16 protein-coding genes are annotated in these 17680 nt (G+C 52.4%); 11 read left to right on the plus strand and 5 right to left on the minus strand.

Annotated features, from left to right (window positions below):
- From NQ492_RS00610 to NQ492_RS00630, 5 genes are all read right to left on the minus strand, one after another.
- Positions 1-1365 carry a DUF1735 and LamG domain-containing protein gene (locus NQ492_RS00610; RefSeq protein ID WP_044054868.1) on the minus strand — a complete coding sequence of 455 codons (1365 nt, stop codon included), beginning with the start codon at positions 1363-1365 and terminating at the stop codon, positions 1-3.
- A gap of 8 nt (positions 1366-1373) precedes the next feature.
- Positions 1374-2270 carry a glycoside hydrolase family 18 gene (locus NQ492_RS00615; protein ID WP_015547828.1) on the minus strand — a complete coding sequence of 299 codons (897 nt, stop codon included), beginning with the start codon at positions 2268-2270 and terminating at the stop codon, positions 1374-1376.
- A gap of 26 nt (positions 2271-2296) precedes the next feature.
- Positions 2297-3889 carry a SusD/RagB family nutrient-binding outer membrane lipoprotein gene (locus tag NQ492_RS00620; RefSeq protein ID WP_055203581.1) on the minus strand — a complete coding sequence of 531 codons (1593 nt, stop codon included), beginning with the start codon at positions 3887-3889 and terminating at the stop codon, positions 2297-2299.
- 12 nt (positions 3890-3901) lie between these two features.
- Positions 3902-7237 (minus strand): TonB-dependent receptor, encoded by a 3336-nt coding sequence (locus NQ492_RS00625; protein WP_371300296.1) that lies wholly within the window; start codon positions 7235-7237, stop codon positions 3902-3904.
- A gap of 177 nt (positions 7238-7414) precedes the next feature.
- Positions 7415-8362 carry a FecR family protein gene (locus NQ492_RS00630; protein ID WP_015547829.1) on the minus strand — a complete coding sequence of 316 codons (948 nt, stop codon included), beginning with the start codon at positions 8360-8362 and terminating at the stop codon, positions 7415-7417.
- Between the two features lie 209 nt (positions 8363-8571).
- Between NQ492_RS00630 and NQ492_RS00635 the strand changes: the two genes are divergently transcribed.
- From NQ492_RS00635 to NQ492_RS00685, 11 genes are all read left to right on the plus strand, one after another.
- A complete protein-coding gene (locus tag NQ492_RS00635) occupies positions 8572-9255 on the plus strand; it encodes a sigma-70 family RNA polymerase sigma factor (RefSeq protein ID WP_259873408.1) in 684 nt (227 codons plus the stop codon).
- A 1021-nt stretch (positions 9256-10276) separates the two neighbouring features.
- Positions 10277-10468 carry a helix-turn-helix domain-containing protein gene (locus NQ492_RS00640; protein ID WP_229028890.1) on the plus strand — a complete coding sequence of 64 codons (192 nt, stop codon included), beginning with the start codon at positions 10277-10279 and terminating at the stop codon, positions 10466-10468.
- Positions 10469-10556: 88 nt separating this feature from the next.
- Positions 10557-11141, plus strand: a complete 585-nt coding sequence (locus NQ492_RS00645) for an ORF6N domain-containing protein (RefSeq protein ID WP_015547830.1) — start codon at positions 10557-10559, stop codon at positions 11139-11141.
- Between the two features lie 22 nt (positions 11142-11163).
- Complete coding sequence (locus tag NQ492_RS00650; RefSeq protein ID WP_015547831.1) at positions 11164-11727, plus strand: ORF6N domain-containing protein; 564 nt, start codon at positions 11164-11166, stop codon at positions 11725-11727.
- 8 nt (positions 11728-11735) lie between these two features.
- Positions 11736-12599, plus strand: coding sequence for a BRO-N domain-containing protein (locus tag NQ492_RS00655; protein ID WP_015547832.1), 864 nt, complete (start codon positions 11736-11738; stop codon positions 12597-12599).
- 871 nt (positions 12600-13470) lie between these two features.
- Positions 13471-13746 carry a hypothetical protein gene (locus NQ492_RS00660; protein WP_259873409.1) on the plus strand — a complete coding sequence of 92 codons (276 nt, stop codon included), beginning with the start codon at positions 13471-13473 and terminating at the stop codon, positions 13744-13746.
- 19 nt (positions 13747-13765) lie between these two features.
- Entirely contained in the window at positions 13766-14770 is a 1005-nt protein-coding gene (locus tag NQ492_RS00665; protein WP_015547833.1) for a hypothetical protein, read from the plus strand.
- Between the two features lie 47 nt (positions 14771-14817).
- Positions 14818-15075 (plus strand): hypothetical protein, encoded by a 258-nt coding sequence (locus NQ492_RS00670; protein ID WP_015547834.1) that lies wholly within the window; start codon positions 14818-14820, stop codon positions 15073-15075.
- Positions 15072-15305 carry a hypothetical protein gene (locus NQ492_RS00675; protein ID WP_015547835.1) on the plus strand — a complete coding sequence of 78 codons (234 nt, stop codon included), beginning with the start codon at positions 15072-15074 and terminating at the stop codon, positions 15303-15305. Before NQ492_RS00670 ends, NQ492_RS00675 begins: the two co-directional genes overlap by 4 nt.
- Complete coding sequence (locus NQ492_RS00680; RefSeq protein WP_015547836.1) at positions 15302-15898, plus strand: hypothetical protein; 597 nt, start codon at positions 15302-15304, stop codon at positions 15896-15898. Before NQ492_RS00675 ends, NQ492_RS00680 begins: the two co-directional genes overlap by 4 nt.
- Positions 15899-15937: 39 nt before the next feature.
- Entirely contained in the window at positions 15938-17662 is a 1725-nt protein-coding gene (locus NQ492_RS00685) for a ParB/RepB/Spo0J family partition protein (RefSeq protein WP_015547837.1), read from the plus strand.
- Positions 17663-17680 lie beyond the last annotated feature (18 nt).

A 17680-nucleotide genomic window follows, 5' to 3' on the forward strand; every position in this document is an offset into this window, starting at 1 on the left:
TCACTCGTTGTTTTCGTTAAGTTTCGGAATCTCGATGCCCTGCGGCCAGATAATATCGTACTTGGCTACGCCGTCATTGCGGTACATCGAATAGTCCTTGACCGTATTGCCCGAGGCATCGTTGCACTTCCAATAGCCAAGAAGCGTCGGATCGTCCTGCGGGTTTTGAATGTCGTACATATTGTCCCAGATCTGTTCGGGCGTACGGGCCACCGACCAGACACGTGCTTCGGCGATCTTGCCGTTCAGAGGACGGTAATCGTCGTAGGAGCGGCCGAGGAAGAACTGGTAAGCCTCGCCCAGCTTGTTGTAACCCGTGTCGTCGGTCTCGTACTGCGGTTTTTCGTTGTCGGGAGCCGTATTCCACAGGTCGTAGAGCGCCCGCATGGCCAGATTGATCTGGTTCTTCTTGCTCTGCGCCGAGATGCCGACATCGGTCGCTTCGCTCTGAATCTGGCCATCGACATAGATGCGTGCGGTACGCGCCGCTTGGTCATATGTGCAGGCGACATGGTACCAGCGCCCCTTTTCGAGGTTCTTCGTCGCATCGCGTCCGGGAATCTTCCCGAAGGACGAGCCGGCACCCGATCCGTCGAACTGCAACTGCTGACGCTCGAAATTCGTGTCGCCGATACGCAGCAGCAGATACTGCTCGACACCCATGATGGACGAGATGTTGACGGGGCTGCCCGTAGCGTTGCTCGTCGCAAAATCGTCGAGGTAGATAAGGGCCTCGTAGGTCACGGCCGTCAGACCGTTCCAAGCCTTGCTGCTTTCCGAATACTTGTCGAGGGTCGGGAACTCGATCCAGTTGTCGGTGAGCTGCGCTGCGACGGTGATGGCCGAGGATCGTTTCACGACATAATAGGCGACGTCGGAACCGTGAAGCACGTCCATCGAGGCATGGCCGATGCGCACGGGGACGAGATAGGTTTCGTCGATAGGAAGCGCTCCCGTCTGTTCCTCGCCTTGGCCCATCAGCTCCTTGAATTGCAGGGTCACGACATCCGAGGTTGTTTTTCCCGCGGCGATCGTGACACTCTCGGCCGACAGCTTATAGTATTTGGCATCGAGCATCGGCCACTGCGTACCGTAGCGGGCGTTGTACGTCCCGACGAGCGACGGGTCGACCGTGAGCGTCACCGCCACATCCTGTCCCGCAGGATAGGTCAGCTCCGCCTGCAAGGCGCAGTCGTAAGTCGGTTTATTGTTGCCGAAGGTCGTAAGCTGCACCTCGTTCGTTTCCGCGACGTCGAGATAAACGGCGTTTCCGAACTTGTGGTCGTCGGCCTCATAATTATCGCAGGCCGCGAAAAACACGAGCCCCGCGACGGCTGCAATCAGATATTTTCCGTATTTTTTCATGGCGTTCACTATTTAGCGGGATTTAACGTCTGGATCGCCCCACGGATCGTCTGGTAGTTCATCTCCGCATGATAGTAATCTTCGGAAATGTTGTAAGCTGCCAGACCGCCCAGCGGGCCGAATTCGATGACGCGGCGCGACATCTCATCGACGGCCGCGAACTCCGTGCGATCCTCATCCAGCAGGGGTGCGCTGATCTCGGCCGCCAGCAGCAGCTTCTCCGGCGCGATACCGGCATACCCCGTGGCATTCAGCACCTGGAGCTTCACCTCCTGCACATTTTCGAGTTTCTCCGTATCGAGGGCGATAAAATCGACCTTGGGACGGTCGGCGGCAGCCAGCGACAGCGGGTTGCCCTCGAAGACGAGGAGCTGGCCCTCGGATTTCGCCGCAGCGAATTTCTCGACGATGCGGGCTGTGGCATCCGTCGCCAGCGGGTCGGTCGTAAACGAGTAGCCGTCCATGCCGTTGGCGGCGACGGCGGCGACAACCCGATCCAGATAGGCATCGAGCGCCTGCATATCGGCGAACTCTTCCGCGCGTGCGGCATAATCGACCTGATAAAGTACTTTCGTCCCCTTCTCGCGCATGACGTCCATATCCTCGGCGTCGAACTTCGAGAAGTTATCGGCGTTGGTCAGCGTCACGATGTCCAGCGAATCCGGGAGGCAGCGCATGAAATCCTGCTCACTCGATGCTTTCTCGGGCGAGTTGTGCAGACGGGCATAAACAATGAAATGTTCTGACTGTTTATAGGCCCTCAGCGCCGCGGTGTATTCGGCCCATAGTGCCGGATCCTGCTCCCAGGGCTTTTCCACCTTGCTGTCCACCGTTTCCATCTCCGTCCAGTCGTTGCAGGCCGCAAACGTTGCGACGGCAGCGCAAAAAGCGAGGAAACGTATCATTCGGTTTGGTTTCATATTCATAGCGATTACTTGTTATACGGTTTGCAATCCCACCATACGCGGGTTCCCATGACGTCGCCCGAACGGTCGCCGTTCTGTTGCTCTGCACCGAGCGTTTGAATGGCCGCCTGAAGGTTGGCGTTGTTCTGCTGGTACTCCTCGACAGGGTAAGGCAGACGGCGTGCGCCCTGTTCCACATTGACGGAACCTCCCGATTTGTCGGTAGGTACAGGCAGCAGTTTCGGATACCCCGTACGGCGGTGTTCCGACCATGCTTCGACTCCCAACGGGAAGATAGCGATCCATTTCTGCACGATGATGCGTTCGAGGTTGCGCTCCTGAACGGCCTCCGTATCGCTGCCGTCCGTCGCCGTTTCCCACGGAACGGTGATTTCGCTCCGGGCAGATGCGCTGTAGTTGCCCAGCGGATCGGTATAGGGTGCAGGCTTCTTCGTGGCGTCGACCAAATAGGCGTCGGCCCCCGATGCTCCCCGCTCCTCGAACGAAAGTCGGACAGCCTGCTCATAGAGCGTCTTCGCCGTCTCGGCCGATCCCCAGCGCAGTTCGTACTCTGCATGCAGGAAGGTCGCTTCCGCGGCATTGAACCATAAATAGGGCGTATCGCTCGCAACGATCATATTCGAATACTTCGACATGGCCTGCGACTTGCTCGTCACATCGATGCCGATACGGATACCCACATAGTCGCCGACATCGTTCGCAAGGAACATCTTCTCCATACGCGGGTCTTTGTAGCCGTTCATGTAGCAGAGGATGTCGGCTCCGACACGGTGGTCGCCCCAGTCGTTGTAGATGAGCGTCGTGCGGTTCTCCGCGGCGTGCATCGCCGCATTGTCGGCATTAGCCTCGATAACACCCCCGGCAATAGCCTCGGCGGCCTTCGCACGGGCGACGTCGGACTTCACATACGACAAACGCATGGCCATGCGCAACTTGAGCGAATTGGCATATTTGAGCCACTGCGCGATATTGCCGTAGTAGACGCCGTCGTAGCGGCTCCACGCTTCGGCCGGGAGCGTCGTGTTGCGGCCCAGTATCTCGATAGCCTCGTCCAGCTCCTCGAACATCTTCGTATAGACCGCCTCCTGCGAATCGTACTCCACATAGACCGACTCGTTGCTCTCCAGCTTCGAATAGGGAATCGGACCGTAGGAGTCCGTCACACGGTGCATGATGGCCACTCGCAACAGGCGGGCGAAAGCGATGGCCACTTCGTCTTCCGTGCCGTTGACGATGCCCTTATAGGGGGTATAGGTCTCGGTGATGACGTTGGCGAAAGGCCATTTGCGCCAGTCGGCAGACGGATTATACGTCTCGAACTTGGTCTGCCACGTATCGACCGTAGCACCGATGTAACCGCCGAACGGCCCGCCCGAAAGCGATTCGTTGAACTGATACATATGCTCCTGCACCGGAATCACAAGACTTTGAAGAGCTTTGAACTTCGTTCCGGTCTTATAATTCAGGGCATCCATCTGGTCGTCCGTAACCTGATTGGGATTGCGGTTGATGTCTTCGAAATCGCCGGTGCAGGCTGCCAATCCGAACAGCGCCAGTGAAAGCAGCACCGACTGCCATCTGTTATTCATCTTTTTCATGGTTGCTGCGCTTTAGAATTGGAATTTGACATTGAAACCGAGGTTGCGCATCGAGGGCATCATGAAGTAGTCGATACCCTGATAGTTCAGCCCCGTCGAAGCGACGGCTTCGGGGTCGAACGGCGCTTTGCAGTAAATCATCCACAGATTGCGCCCTACGAACGACACGGTAAGCCCCAGCTTATTGCGGAACCACTTGCGCGGGAAAGTGTAACCCAGCGACAACTCCTGCAAGCGGACATTCGTCGCCGAATAGAGATAATACTGCGGCAAACCCGACTGCGAGCCGATCGCCTGATACCATTTCTGGGCATCGACCATCTCACGGCCGTTGATCAAAACACCGCCCGCATCGCGCGCCGCGGCCGAAGCCTCCGAGACGCCGTACAGGTCGAGGTTGGCCTGCGTCGCCGAATAGCAGACACCGCCCAGACGGGCCGTAAACAGCACGCCGAGGTTAATACCCTTATAGCTGAAGTCATTGCGCCATGCGAGGTTGTGGTTCGGGAAAACCGATCCGAGATAGATGTCCTCGCCTTCGTCGGTCATCAGCAGGTTGCCGTTCTTGTCCACCTCGACATAACCGTTGTCGTTGAAGCGAAGGTTGGACGTCGTGTAAAGGTCGCCCAGCGTACCGCCTTCCTTGAGGATGTACTTCGCCTTACCCAGCCCCTTGATGTCCAACTTGGTAAGATTCAACGCTTCGCCCGTAACCGGGTTCACGGCATTGGCTGCCAGTTCGATGATCTCGTTCTTGTTCCATGAGTAGGTGAAGTTCGTCGTCCAGCGGAAATTCCGCCACTGATTGTCATACCCGAGCGACAGCTCGACACCTGTATTGCGAACGTGTCCGGTTTGCAGGTAGATGGTCGTATAGGACGACGAGGGCGGAAGTGACGGGTCGAAGGTCTGGTTTTTCGTGTCGGCCTGATACCACGAAGCCGAAAGGTTGATATGCTGCCACAGACGGGCATCCAGACCGACCTCATAGGTAATGGTACGCTCCGGCTTCAGGTCGCCGATCGGATAGTGCGTCTTGTCCTTCCACACTTTGTTCGTAGCGTCGTATTCGTAGGTCGGAACCGTCAGGTGACGCGGGAAAGGCATACCTACCGAGGCGATCGAACCGCGGATCTTCAGATAGCTGAACGTCTTGCCCAGATCCCATGTCGAAGAAGGCACCCAAGACAGGCCTACTGACGGATAGAAGAACGACGACTCGGGCGAATTGGCCAGTTGCGAAGCCCAGTCGTTACGCCCCGTCACCGTGAGGTAAAGCATCTGTTTCCAACCTACTTCGACCGAGGCGAAAATCGACTGCGTCTGGTCGTGCCAGCCGACCTTTTCGGCACGTTTTTTCGTGTCATCCAGATCGAAAACATTGAATATGTTGGGAAGTCCGTTCTCCTGAATCGGCCCACGGTATGACAACTCATCGGTCTTGATATTGTTGATCGAGGCGCCGATATTCGCGTTCAGAGACCAATCCTCGCCGAAAGTCTTGTTAATGTTTACCATCAGATCGGCGTAGGTCTGCGTGTCGTAAGCACGGGCTTCGGTATAGTGGCCGTTTTTGCCGCCTTCCGTAATCGTGGTGTTCGACGAGGCATAGAGTTTTTGCGTGTAGAGCGAATTCGAATTATCAATGCGGACACGTCCGGCAACATTAAGCCACGGAAGAATGTCGTAGCTGGCCGAGAACGACAGCATATAACGCTTCTTGTCCGTATTGCGCAGGTTGCGGTAGTTGATCCAGTAGGGATTCTGCATGCGCAAATCACCGCCTTCCATATCCGCACTCCAGAATTGCTCCATGAGTTTCGTCCCTTCGTTGTAACGCTCGAAGCGACGGTAAAGGTCGAAATTCTCACCCCGCGGGAACAGGTAGGCCGGAACCAGCGGGTTCGAATAGACTCCCTGATTGGTCATGTTCTGGTCTTTCTGATAGATGTAGCTGGCGCTCGCATCGAGCTTGAGCCGGTCTTTCAGAAAGTACGAAGTATTGCGGAACGTGAAGTTGTAACGGTCGTATTCGTTATTGGGGATAATGCCGTCCGAATTGACCGAAGCAGCCGAAAAATAGGTCTGGTTCTTGTCCGTACCGCCAGAAACCGTAACAGCATTCGTATAAACGTGTCCCGTCTCGAAATAATCGTCCGGAGTATAACCGTAACGGGCTTCAGGGCGTAATTTCTCGCCCCAACTGTAAATGCTCGAGCCGCTGCGCTGGCCGTTCAAACCCGTACCGTAGCGATTCTGAAATTCCGGCTGGATGAAAGGTGCGAGAAATTCGATATTACTCGAAAACGTAGCTTTCAGAGTCCCGGCTTGGCCTTTTTTCGTCGTAATCATCACAGCGCCGTTCGCGGCTTCCGAACCGTAGAGCGCGGCCGCGGCAGCACCCGTCAGCACCGACATCGACTCAATATCCTCGGGGTTGAGGTCTGCGATGGATTCCGTAGCACCGCGCGAATCGAACTCCGTACCGCCACCACCACCGAAGTTGTACATCGGAATGCCGTCGATAACGTAAAGGGCGTTCGAAGACTGCGAAATGGACTTGTTGCCGCGCAGTACGACCTTCGAGGCACCGCCGACACCTGACGATGAGGCGTTGATCGTGACACCGGCCACTTTACCCGTCAACGAGTTGATGAAGTTGGCATCCTTGACGGTTGTGATGTCTTCGGCCTTGATCTGCTGAACATTGTAGGCTACGGCCTTTTCCGAACGCTTAATACCAAGAGCAGTGACCACGACCTGCTCGATCTCGGACGCAGCCTCTTCGAGCGTGATTTCGAAAGAAGTCCGGCTGCCCACGACAATAGACACAGGAGTATAACCAATAAAACTGATTTCCAGCTGTCTGTCTGCTGCGGGGGGGGGTACCTGAAGCGCAAACGCACCATCGGCGTCGGAGCTGACGCCTATTGTAGTTCCTTGAACAAGGATACTGGCTCCGACGATCGGATTACCTTTTGCATCCCTGATTTTTCCGGTCACGGAAACCGGATTCCCCGCATCGTTCTTTTTGGTCAGGATAATGTAGGATTCATCGATCCGGTAAGCGATTTCCGTGCCGGCGAACAGTTGTGCCAACACATCCTGGATCGTTTTTTGGACAGCGTTGATACTGACCTTGTTTTTGGTATCGACGCCTTTGTTGATAAACAAGTAACGGGTTTGATTTTCAATCTCTTTTATAACCTGCGAAATAGGGACGTTTTCCATCTTAATGGAAATTCGGGCATTCTGTGCAGATGCAGCGAATACGTTCCCAAGCAAAGAGATTGTGAGTACGAACCCAAACAGTCTTCGAAACTTGTTGAAGAATACTGTTTTATTCATATCTTTGCGAAGTTTTAGATAATAGGTTAATTAGTGTCTCAAAAAAGCTCGATTCAATCTATTATCCGGCCTGCGGATCTCTACCTCCGCAGGCTTTTTCATTGAACAAGCTATGAACGATGTTGGTTACGTTTTCATAGGCAATCATTTTAGGCGTTAAACAATCAGGCTTTCACATCAATAGATCGTCACTACGTTTGTTTCCGAATTTTTCTTGTAAGAAAAGTCCGCGGTATACTGCAAAATGTGAAGGGCTTTGTCAATGCCGTCGTTCACACGAATTTTACCACTGACGTTTCTGATGTTCGGAAGTTTCTCAAGGGAGATGTCGATCTTCACGTCGAATGCCCGCTCGAATTTCTCCATCAGTTCATCGAAAGGCAGACCCGAAATGTTGATAAGACCTTCCGTCCAGCACAATATTTCCGGATCGGTTATCGGTTCGATGAAAAGATGACCGTTCGAGAGATTAGCAATATCGTTAGGTTTCAGTATAATGTCTTTTTGCGTGGGATCGAGCCGGTTTGTAATTTGCACCCGACCTTGGAGCAATGCAGTCGAAAAGCGTTGGTGGCGCTCATCGGCCACAACGTTGAATTTCGTACCCAACACCCGAATATCGGATGCGAAAGTTTCTACAACGAACGGACACCTCTCGTCATGTTCGACATCGAATACCGCCTCGCCGGAAAGCTTTACTCTGCGGAGATTCTTTTTGAATACGGATGGATATTCGATCTTTGCTCCGGAATTGAGCTGAACGCTCGAACCGTCCGGAAGCGTGAACTTCAAGCGTTGGCCGTAAGGAACCTGCAACGTGTTGATTTGCTCGGCAAGCATATCGTAGGTGCGTTCCTTGCTGATATATCCCCCGACGAACAGCCCGATGGCGAGCATGGCGGCAGCTTGTACGGTAATACGGACTACCTTTCTCCAGTGCACGGCGATCCAACTTGCTGGACGGATCTCTTCGCCGTACAACTCCATCATGTCGATCTGCATGTGCACCTCATCCGCGCAGCGCTGGAAGTCCTCCGGATTTTCGGAATGCCACCGTGCCACCTGTTCCAGCTCATCTGGGGTTGCTTCGCCGCGCAGAGCTTTGTATATTACCTCTTGATCCATTATCTTGTAATTAAATTATATGCCGGCTTCATTGCTTTCTCTTTTTAAACGCATGAGCGAACCGAGTTTACAGCCTTTTTTATAAATAAATATATTTAATAATAATGTAAAATTATTTATTTAGACAATGTATTGACAATGAGTGTGTTGATCGCCTGCGTTTGCTTCCCGGAACCTTATTTTGTTTCAAAAATATTTTCATTTCTTTTTTGCAGGCGCTTTCAAAACATCGGAAACGAAAAACCGGGGATGAATTCTCGACTTGCATTTTCGGGAATAATCGCTATCTTTGGAAACAGTATCGAAAGATTGCGATGGGGAAGCCGACGAAAATATTGACAGCCGAAGAGTTCGACAGGCTGTTCAACGACAAGGAGCGTTTTATCCGAATCGCATACTCCTATATAAATGATATGGAGATGGCAACGGATATTACGACCGATGGCTTCATGTATTTGTGGGAACACCGGGATCACCTTGAATTCGACGTGAATATCAAAGGTTATATTTACAATTACGTCAGGACTCGCTGTATTTCATACCTGCGTAAGCGGAAATCCATGCTCAAAGCCCAAAGCGAACTTTATAGAAAAGAACAATGGCGGATCGAATCGAGTATCAATACATTATCTAACGAAGAACAGATCGGCAAACTGTTCCAATCCGAGATAATCGAGATTTACCGGCGCGAACTGGCCAAAATGCCGTCTCTTACTCGTAATGTATTTTTGGCAAGCCGTCTGGAAGATATGACTTACCATCAAATTGCGGAAAAATTCAACCTGACCGTCCGGCAGGTTACTTCGGAGATTCAGCGGGCAAATTTCTTGCTTCGGACACCGCTAAAAGATTATCTGGTGAATGTTATAATTATGCTGCTATATCTACAATAAATGAAAAGGAATGGAAGCCATCGGCTTGTAATGAATGTCAAGAGATTTTAAGACGATCATCTCAGCCGATGTGTATTCTCCCTTGTAAATACGCGCTTCCATTAGTCCGAATACGGGTAGAGCCGGTTCGGACTTATTGTCGGAGACAATTTCCGGATATGAAAACGGATGCAGAGACATACGATGGATAGTGACGCAACTTCACATAGATTCCATGAAGAATTCAGTCGTATATCGGCCGCATCCGTGTTATTAATTCGAGTCGGGATTCAGCCACGGAACGGTTCGTCGGCTGATTTTCGGTATGTTTTTATGTGTTCGGTGGTGCGATAGTTGAAACCAGGGCAGGGTGCAACGGGCGCGGCCGCCCCGTAAAAAACTATCTTTCTCTGCCAGCAGACAGAAAAACCGATGGTAAATCAGCGAATCGGTATCATATTTATAATTTCGATAGTATTAGGGCCCAAAACAAACGCTGCTGCAAAGATATACCGATTCCGCCTGCCGGCGGTCGCTCGGCGGGTGCAATCCGTATGATGTAATGTATTCGGCGAATGGCGGCGCATGACGGTTTCGGGTTAGTGAATGATACGCCCGCAGAAATAAAAAGGGGGCGCGGTGTCAACCCCTACTTGTCGGTCTTGGAGTTACCTTCAGATGGAAGCTGTCCTGCGCCCCAGTCAAGCCCTGCTTGCAAACAACAAACAGGACATAACCGGAGCTGACAACCATTATACCATCTGATTAAACATCCTCCGAAGAGGTCTCCAAGTTTACAAGTAGGTATAAAGAGTTGTTTACCCTTTATGATTATGTCCGTCGGCTACGCCGAACTATTCAATCGCAAATGTAGCATAATTTCTGTATTTAGAAATCCACGTATGCAAATATAATCAAATTTTTCGAATACACGTGAAATCACGTGTATAAAATTTTAGACATCACCTTTCCTTTGCAAAAAATGCGAACAAAGGTTCCCAAATATAGAGATACTACTTTTCAACGGCTCTTGATAGAACGTATGCAACAATTACGTTCGGATCATGGGTATTCTCAAGAAGAAGTTATTGAGTTTACACATTTAGATATTTCTCGGTATGAATCAGGAACCTCCATTCCAAACACACAATCTATACTGAAACTCTGTAAATTATATAACATCACAATCGCTGAATTCTTCGCACCGATAAATTATCCTGCGAAAAAAGAATAGAAAAGACGAAACGGAGCGGTTTCGTCTTTCTTTTTGCAAAAAAGCGACTATATTTGTGTTGAAGGAAAGAACTTGCCCAAACTTATTGATGGAAGAACTCACTACGATCCAGAGCAAAATCTACGAAATCCGCGGCCAGCGCGTGATGCTCGACTTCGACCTTGCGGCGCTCTACCAAGTTACGACCAGTGCATTGAATCAGGCCGTAAAACGTAACATCGAACGATTTCCGGAAGAGTTCATGTTCCGCATTTCCGAAATTGAATGGAAAAATATGTCATCACAATTTGTGACGACATCCAGAGTGAAGCGGCCGAAGACATCCCTACCTTATGCTTTTACCGAACAGGGAGTTGCGATGCTTTCTGCGGTATTGCGCAGTGGAATGGCAATACAAGTAAGTATCTCTATTATGAAAGCATTTGTCGCCATGCGCAATTATATTACGACAGCTACAACCGTTACTTCGGAATTGGCTGAAATCCGGGCAAAGCTGGCTCTGCTGGAGCGGGCGGACGAGGACAATGCCGAGGCGGTGAACGACCTTTCGGAAGACATGCGCAAGGAGCTGGACAACATCTACGAGGCCATCGCGGCCCTGTCGGTCAAAGTGCCCGAGGCCCGCAAACAGCCCCGGCCCATCGGGTTCAAACTCCCGAAGGAAGAGAAATAACCGTTCATTTTGACCCGAACCGATGGAAGAACTCGCTACGATCCAAAGCAAAATCTACGAAATCCGCGGCCAGCGCGTGATGCTCGACCGCGATTTGGCCGAGCTTTACGGCGTTACGACCGGCAACCTGAATAAAGCTGTAAAGCGAAATATCGAACGTTTTCCGGAACGGTTCATGTTTCAACTGACAGAACAGGAATTTTTGATATTCCAAAATGGAACATCAAGTTGGGGCGGCACACGAAAACGTCCTTATGCTTTTACCGAACAAGGGGTCTCCATGCTTTCTGCCGTGCTACGCAGCCCGACAGCCATACAAGTCAGTATTCGGATTATGGATGCTTTCGTCGCCATGCGCAACTACATTATGACAACCTCGACTATGACGGCCGAGCTGTCCGAAATCCGTGCGAAACTGACCCTGTTGGAACGGGCGGACGAGGACAACGCCGAAGCGGTGAACGACCTTTCGGAAGACATGCGCAAGGAGCTTGACAACATCTACGAGGCCATCGCAGCCCTGTCGGTCAAAGTTCCAAAGGCCCGCAAACAGCCCCGGCCCATCGGTTTTAAGCAATCAAAGTAAAAAGAGCCATGACCCAAAAGCAAGCGATACAACTTTTTGAAGAGCGTAAGGTACGCACCGTCTGGGACGACGAAGCGGGCAAGTGGTACGTTTCGATTGTCGATGTTATCGCAGTTTTGACCGAAAGTAAAGATGCCGCAGCCTACTGGCGCAAACTCAAACAACGGCTGAAAGCTGAAGGGAATGAAACCGTGACAAATTGTCACGGTTTGAAAATGACCGCTCCGGATGGCAAGATGCGCCTAACCGATGTGGCTGACGTAGAGCAGCTTTTCCGACTGGTGCAGTCGATTCCCTCGCCGAAGGCCGAGCCGTTCAAGTTGTGGCTCTCTTCGCTTGCCCGCGAACGGCTGGAGGAGATCGACGACCCGGAACAAGGCATCGACCGGATGCTGGAATACTACCATCGCAAAGGCTATTCCGAGAACTGGATCAACCAGCGGCTGAAATCCATCGAGGTACGCAAGGAACTGACCGACGAATGGGAACGCCGCGGTATCAAAAAGGGACAGGAATACGCCACGCTGACCGATATTATTACGCTGGGCTGGTCGGGTATGACCACGCGCCAGTACAAGCAGTACAAGGGACTGAAAACCGAAAGCCTGCGCGACAACATGACCAATCTGGAGCTGGTGCTCAACATGCTTGCCGAAGCGACGACCACCGAAATTTCGAAAGAGCGAAAACCGCGGACGACCGCAGCGAACCGTGCCGTGGCGGCACAGGGCGGACGTATCGCCGGGAATACCCGCCGCGAGATCGAAGCCCAGACCGGAAAAAGAATCGTATCGCCGCTCACGGCAAAACAGGCATTGGCCGAAAAAACAGCCGAAGGGATCGAACACCCGGAGGCGGATACGACAGAATGATCCGACGGTTCGCAATCGGTTTGAGGCCGCAATTTGTGACCTCGAATTCGAAATCACAAAATGGGATATCCAATTAGAATAAATATATGCCATTGGGAACGGTCGAACGCTGAAAATCCCGATACAGAATCGGTTGTTTCTGGAGTGGAAAGTACATATAAAAAGTGTATGAGAGAAGAATGAGGAAAGTTTGCTGGTTATCAGTTACTTTCCTCATTTTGGTTAAAAGTGGCGAGGACAGACGAAGACGGGAATACGACAAGATGAGACAGAGGAACGTTACCTATCCGTAACCTATACCCCAAATGGGGAATGTTGAGGTTCGGAAGAATGAGGAAGGTTATGAATTGAATTTGAATACTCTGATTTATAGTGAGTTACTGATGAGTAACGTAAGATTTTTGGTTACGAACCAAATTTGCCGTGTTCCAAAATGGAAATAACCGCCGCCTACGGCAAAGGATTTACGGCTCGCAGTATTTTGAAATTATTGGCCACCGATAGCAAGATACAATCCGGCCAAAGACAGATAAGCAGATATGTTAAAAGACATATCTGTTTTTTATATCCGGGTTGAAAATTCCTCGTATGTCTTTGTGCTGTTTCCGAGACTACCTACTCCCCGTTTAGCACGTTATGCACCGCATTTGCCTTGCTTCCGTTTCCGTGGGCGAAGCTATGGCAGGGGGTCGGAAAACAACCAAGATCGGGGCCCTTCGGGTTCAGACAAATAAATCAGCCGCAATATATAAGTTGCGGCTGATTTTTTTGTCCTGAAATCTTGTTTGTATTCCGCCCCTCTGAAATATAGCCCACAGAAACGGAAGCAAGGCAAACGCGGCCCATACGGCATAAAAAAAAGGTCGTGGTTATGAAACAGCACAAAGACATACGGGAAATTTTGAAACGGAGCGGCACCGCTCCCACCGGCATCTGCGGGTTTTGGAGGTCTGCGGCAAGTTTCGCGGCTGCGCTTTTCGGCGCGTTTGCGGCGTTCAAATTTCTCGCGGGCATCTATCTCGGTGCGGGCGGTTTTTTGGGTTTCTGCCTCTCGTTATGGCTCTTGCGGCGGTGTCGGGACATCGTGCGTCTCGTCCTTTCCCCTGGGGTCGTCCTCGTGCGGTTTCTTCTGCGGCTGTTTTACTAACATTCAACACCTTACAACTATGGGAAAAGTCACATTGTTATTCGCAGGAAAGAGTTACGACACCGACGTACAGAGCGTGCGGGAGAATCAGATCGTCATTTTCGACGGCCCTTACAACATGCGTCAGCGCATGGTCGTGGCCGGAATCGCACACACACAATCCGGTTACAATTACCGATTGATCGACCCCGAAACCGCCGAGGAGCACACTGCCGATCTGATTCGCCCCTTGCGGGACAAATTCGGTATCGGGCACTATTACGACGACGAGCACCCCGAATTTATGGATGCCGCCGAGGTCGCGGCGCTCCGCACTCGTGCCGACGCCCTCAAAGCCGAGCAGGAAGCCGCCCGACGTGCGGCGGCGGAAGACGCGGAACGGTTACGTACCATCGGCGCGGAGCGTCTGCGGCAGATCGTTCCCGACGATGCCGTGGCCGTCATCATCGGCGAACAGCATGAAAGCGAATGCGACCCCTATACGGACTATTTCGGCTCGCGCATCGTGCGCACGGTTATTCTCGGATTCTCGACCCACACGCGCGATCTGTTCCCCGAAATGCGCAAGGCCGCGGCACGGTTCGAGGGCACGGCACACCTGGCCGAGCGTAATGGCGAGTACGAACACCGCGAAAAGTACAGCATGGGGCACGGTTATTACCTCGGTACACACCGCTATTCGGGCTGGCAGGTCAGCAAGGAATCGTGCCGCGACAAAGAGGGCATTATCAAGCGTTTCGCCGTCGTGGCCGGAAATTCCGACAATGTATGCATCGAGAACCCTGCACCCGTGCAGACCACCGCCCCCGAAACCGTGGCCGACGCACGTGTCGAGATCGTGGAATACTCCGAAAAGTCGATCGCCGTATTCGGCGATACGAAACCCCTGCGTGACACGCTTCGCGATCTGAACGGGCTGTTTCGCGCCTACCTTACGCACGACGGCACCCGGTGCGCCGGGTGGATTTTCTCCAAACGCCGAGAACAAGAGGTGCGCAGCGCATTGGCCGCCTATCTCAAATAACATTCAATCCGGGGCGGGCATCCGCCCGCCCCACAACACCCGAGAGCATGAACGAACAGATAACAGCTATCGCCGCGCTCCTGCTGGAGATCAACGGCAAAGAAAAATACACCGCCTTTTTCGATTTCAGCGGCCATGTACGCACTTTCAGCATCCGGATTTATTCCGGCAAATGGTCGCAGGGGAAAGCCCCTCTTTTCAACCTCTCGCTACAAAACAAGGACGGACAGCAATGGCGGAATTGGGACAACGCGCATGCCATGTCCGGTGATTCGATCCTCTCATTCTTAACGACCTTATTATGAAATCATACGAAGAAATCATACAGCGCACGGCGGATTTCGACTACATGATGCGCACCCGGTTGCCGGAAAAATACATGCCGGAGGTGTTCGGCGTCACGGCCGGGGAAGATCCCGATCTGCGGCAACTCCTTCACAACGCATCGCGCAACGGCATAGGCATTACCTACCTGCTGTTCAAAATACCGTACGACCGCCACAAGCAACTGATCAAATACCTTTCAAGATCATGAGAACGGAAACCGTAACCTACCAAATTTTCTCGCTGGGCGAACTTTCGCCCGAAGCACGGGCACGGGCATATCGCAAGTGGCTCAACGATGAACCGGAATACGGATGGAATGCGGAGAACAAACAAACGCTGAATGCCTTCTGTGATCTACTCGGCATACGGTGCAATAAATGGGAATACGACGGTTATTCCTACTCTTTCAGCTGGTATTCGCCTTACGAAGATACTATTGAAAATCTGCATGGAGCACGGCTCGCCGCCTATCTACACAACAATTTCGGATCGCATCTGTTCGTCCCGAAAATCTACTACAAAGGGAGAAGACGCCGCCGAAGCCGCCTATTCTGTACGACGGAATGTCCGCTGACAGGGTATTATATGGACAATATGATCCTCGATCCGATATACTGCTTCTTCACGCATCCGGACGATACGACTTTCTACGATCTGATCGAATGTTGTCTGGACACCTTTTTCCGGGCATGCCGCGACGATGCCCGGTATTGCTGCAGCGAGGAGTATTTCGCAGAACTGGCTGAAAGTAACGCATGGGAATACCTTGCCAGCGGTACAGCATATCATCTGATCAATTAATTCCACAATAACATATCAATTCTAATGAACCATCACACCATGAAAACGAACGAAACCGACACCACGACCGCAACCGCCACCCAGAGCACGAAATCGACCGTTTTGCTCTCCATTGACAAAATCCGCCCCAACCCCAACAATCCGCGGCGGAGTTACGACGAGAATGCCCTCGCGGAACTGGCCGCCTCCATTGCCACGCACGGCCTTATTCAGCCCATCCGGGTGCGAGCCGCAGAACAAGGCGGTTATATCATCGTCTGCGGAGAACGCCGCTACCGCGCCGTGCAACTGCTCGGCCAGACCGAGATCGAGGCAATCGTCGATGCCGCTCCCGCCGACGAACGGGCGATCTTCGACCTCGCGCTTTCGGAGAACATTCAGCGCGAGGAGATGCCGTCGCTCGACGAGGCCGAAGCCTACAAAGCCGCCATGCAGACCCTCGGCGGGGACGCCGCCGCCGTGGCCGCACGCTTCGGCAAGAGCGAGCAGTATATCTACTACCGGATGAAACTCAACGAACTGATCCCCGACGTAAAAAAACTCCTGCGCGAAAACTCTATTACATTGGGTCTCGCTATGGAGTTGGCACGATACGGGAAAGACTTGCAAAAGACGATCTGCAAAGACCGCCTCAAAGACGAGGAGGGGTGGCGGAAATACTCCGTAAAGGAGTTCAAGCGGATGGTGGACGCCCATTATACGAACGATCTGGCCCGGTATCGCTTCGACCAGACGGCGTGTGCCGCATGCAAGTACAACGCAAATACCTACGATATGTTCGCTACGGGGGCCGGACGATGCACGAACCGGGAATGCCTCGAAGCCAAGAACCGCAAGTTCATCGAGCGAAAAAGCGGAGAACTGCTCGCGCAAAACCCGAAATTCATCCTTTGCAAAGACCGTTACGGATGCGACGACCATGATAAGGCCATAGAGCATATGACCGAAAACGGGGTCGAATGCAAGGCGTTCGAATACGGGCAGGTGCAGGAAATGCCCGCTATGCCCGCGGAACCAAGTCCGGCGGATTATGCCACCGATGCCGATTATACCGCGGCGATGCAGATCTATGAACAGCAGAAAAAGGCTGCCGAGGAAAAGACCGCCGACCTGCTGGCCAAGCACGACGCCGGGGCGATCCGTATCTTCGTCAAGACTTCGCGCGACGACGCCCGGCTGGTCTATGTGAACCAAGCCGCTAAAGGCAGGGAATCAACCAGGGAACTGATCGCCCTCCTTGAGGAGAAGAAAATCCGCAACACGGAACTCGCACACGAAAAAACCGTCGAAGCCGTCCGGCAGATCGTCCGCGACGAGGAGATCGCCCCGACGCCGTTTACCCAGCTGGAAGACAACATTCTCTATTACATCATGCTCAGAAGCCTGCGGCGCGAACACCTCGCCGCCGTGGGATTCCCCGAAGCGTATTATTTGACATCCGAACAGAAAATCGCTGTCGTCAATGCGCTGACCGACGAACAACGCGATCTCATCACCCGCGATTTCTTGGTAAAAAGCCTTACATCCGACATCGGTTTCGACAAAACGGGGAAGCAACTGCTGATGGAATTTGCAGCCCTGCACCACAAAGAGAAATACGAGGTTGTGAAAGCGCAGTTCGACGAGGAATACACGAAACGCAACGACCGTCTCGACGAGCGTATTGCCGTGGCCGAAGCGCAGGAGAAAGCCAAGACCAAAGCCGCCAAGAAAGAGGGCAAAACGGGTAAGAGCACCAAGAGAACGACAAAGAAAGCCGCCTAAAGTCTGATCGGGGACGGC

The organism is Alistipes shahii WAL 8301, from assembly GCF_025145845.1.
GTDB lineage: Bacteria > Bacteroidota > Bacteroidia > Bacteroidales > Rikenellaceae > Alistipes > Alistipes shahii.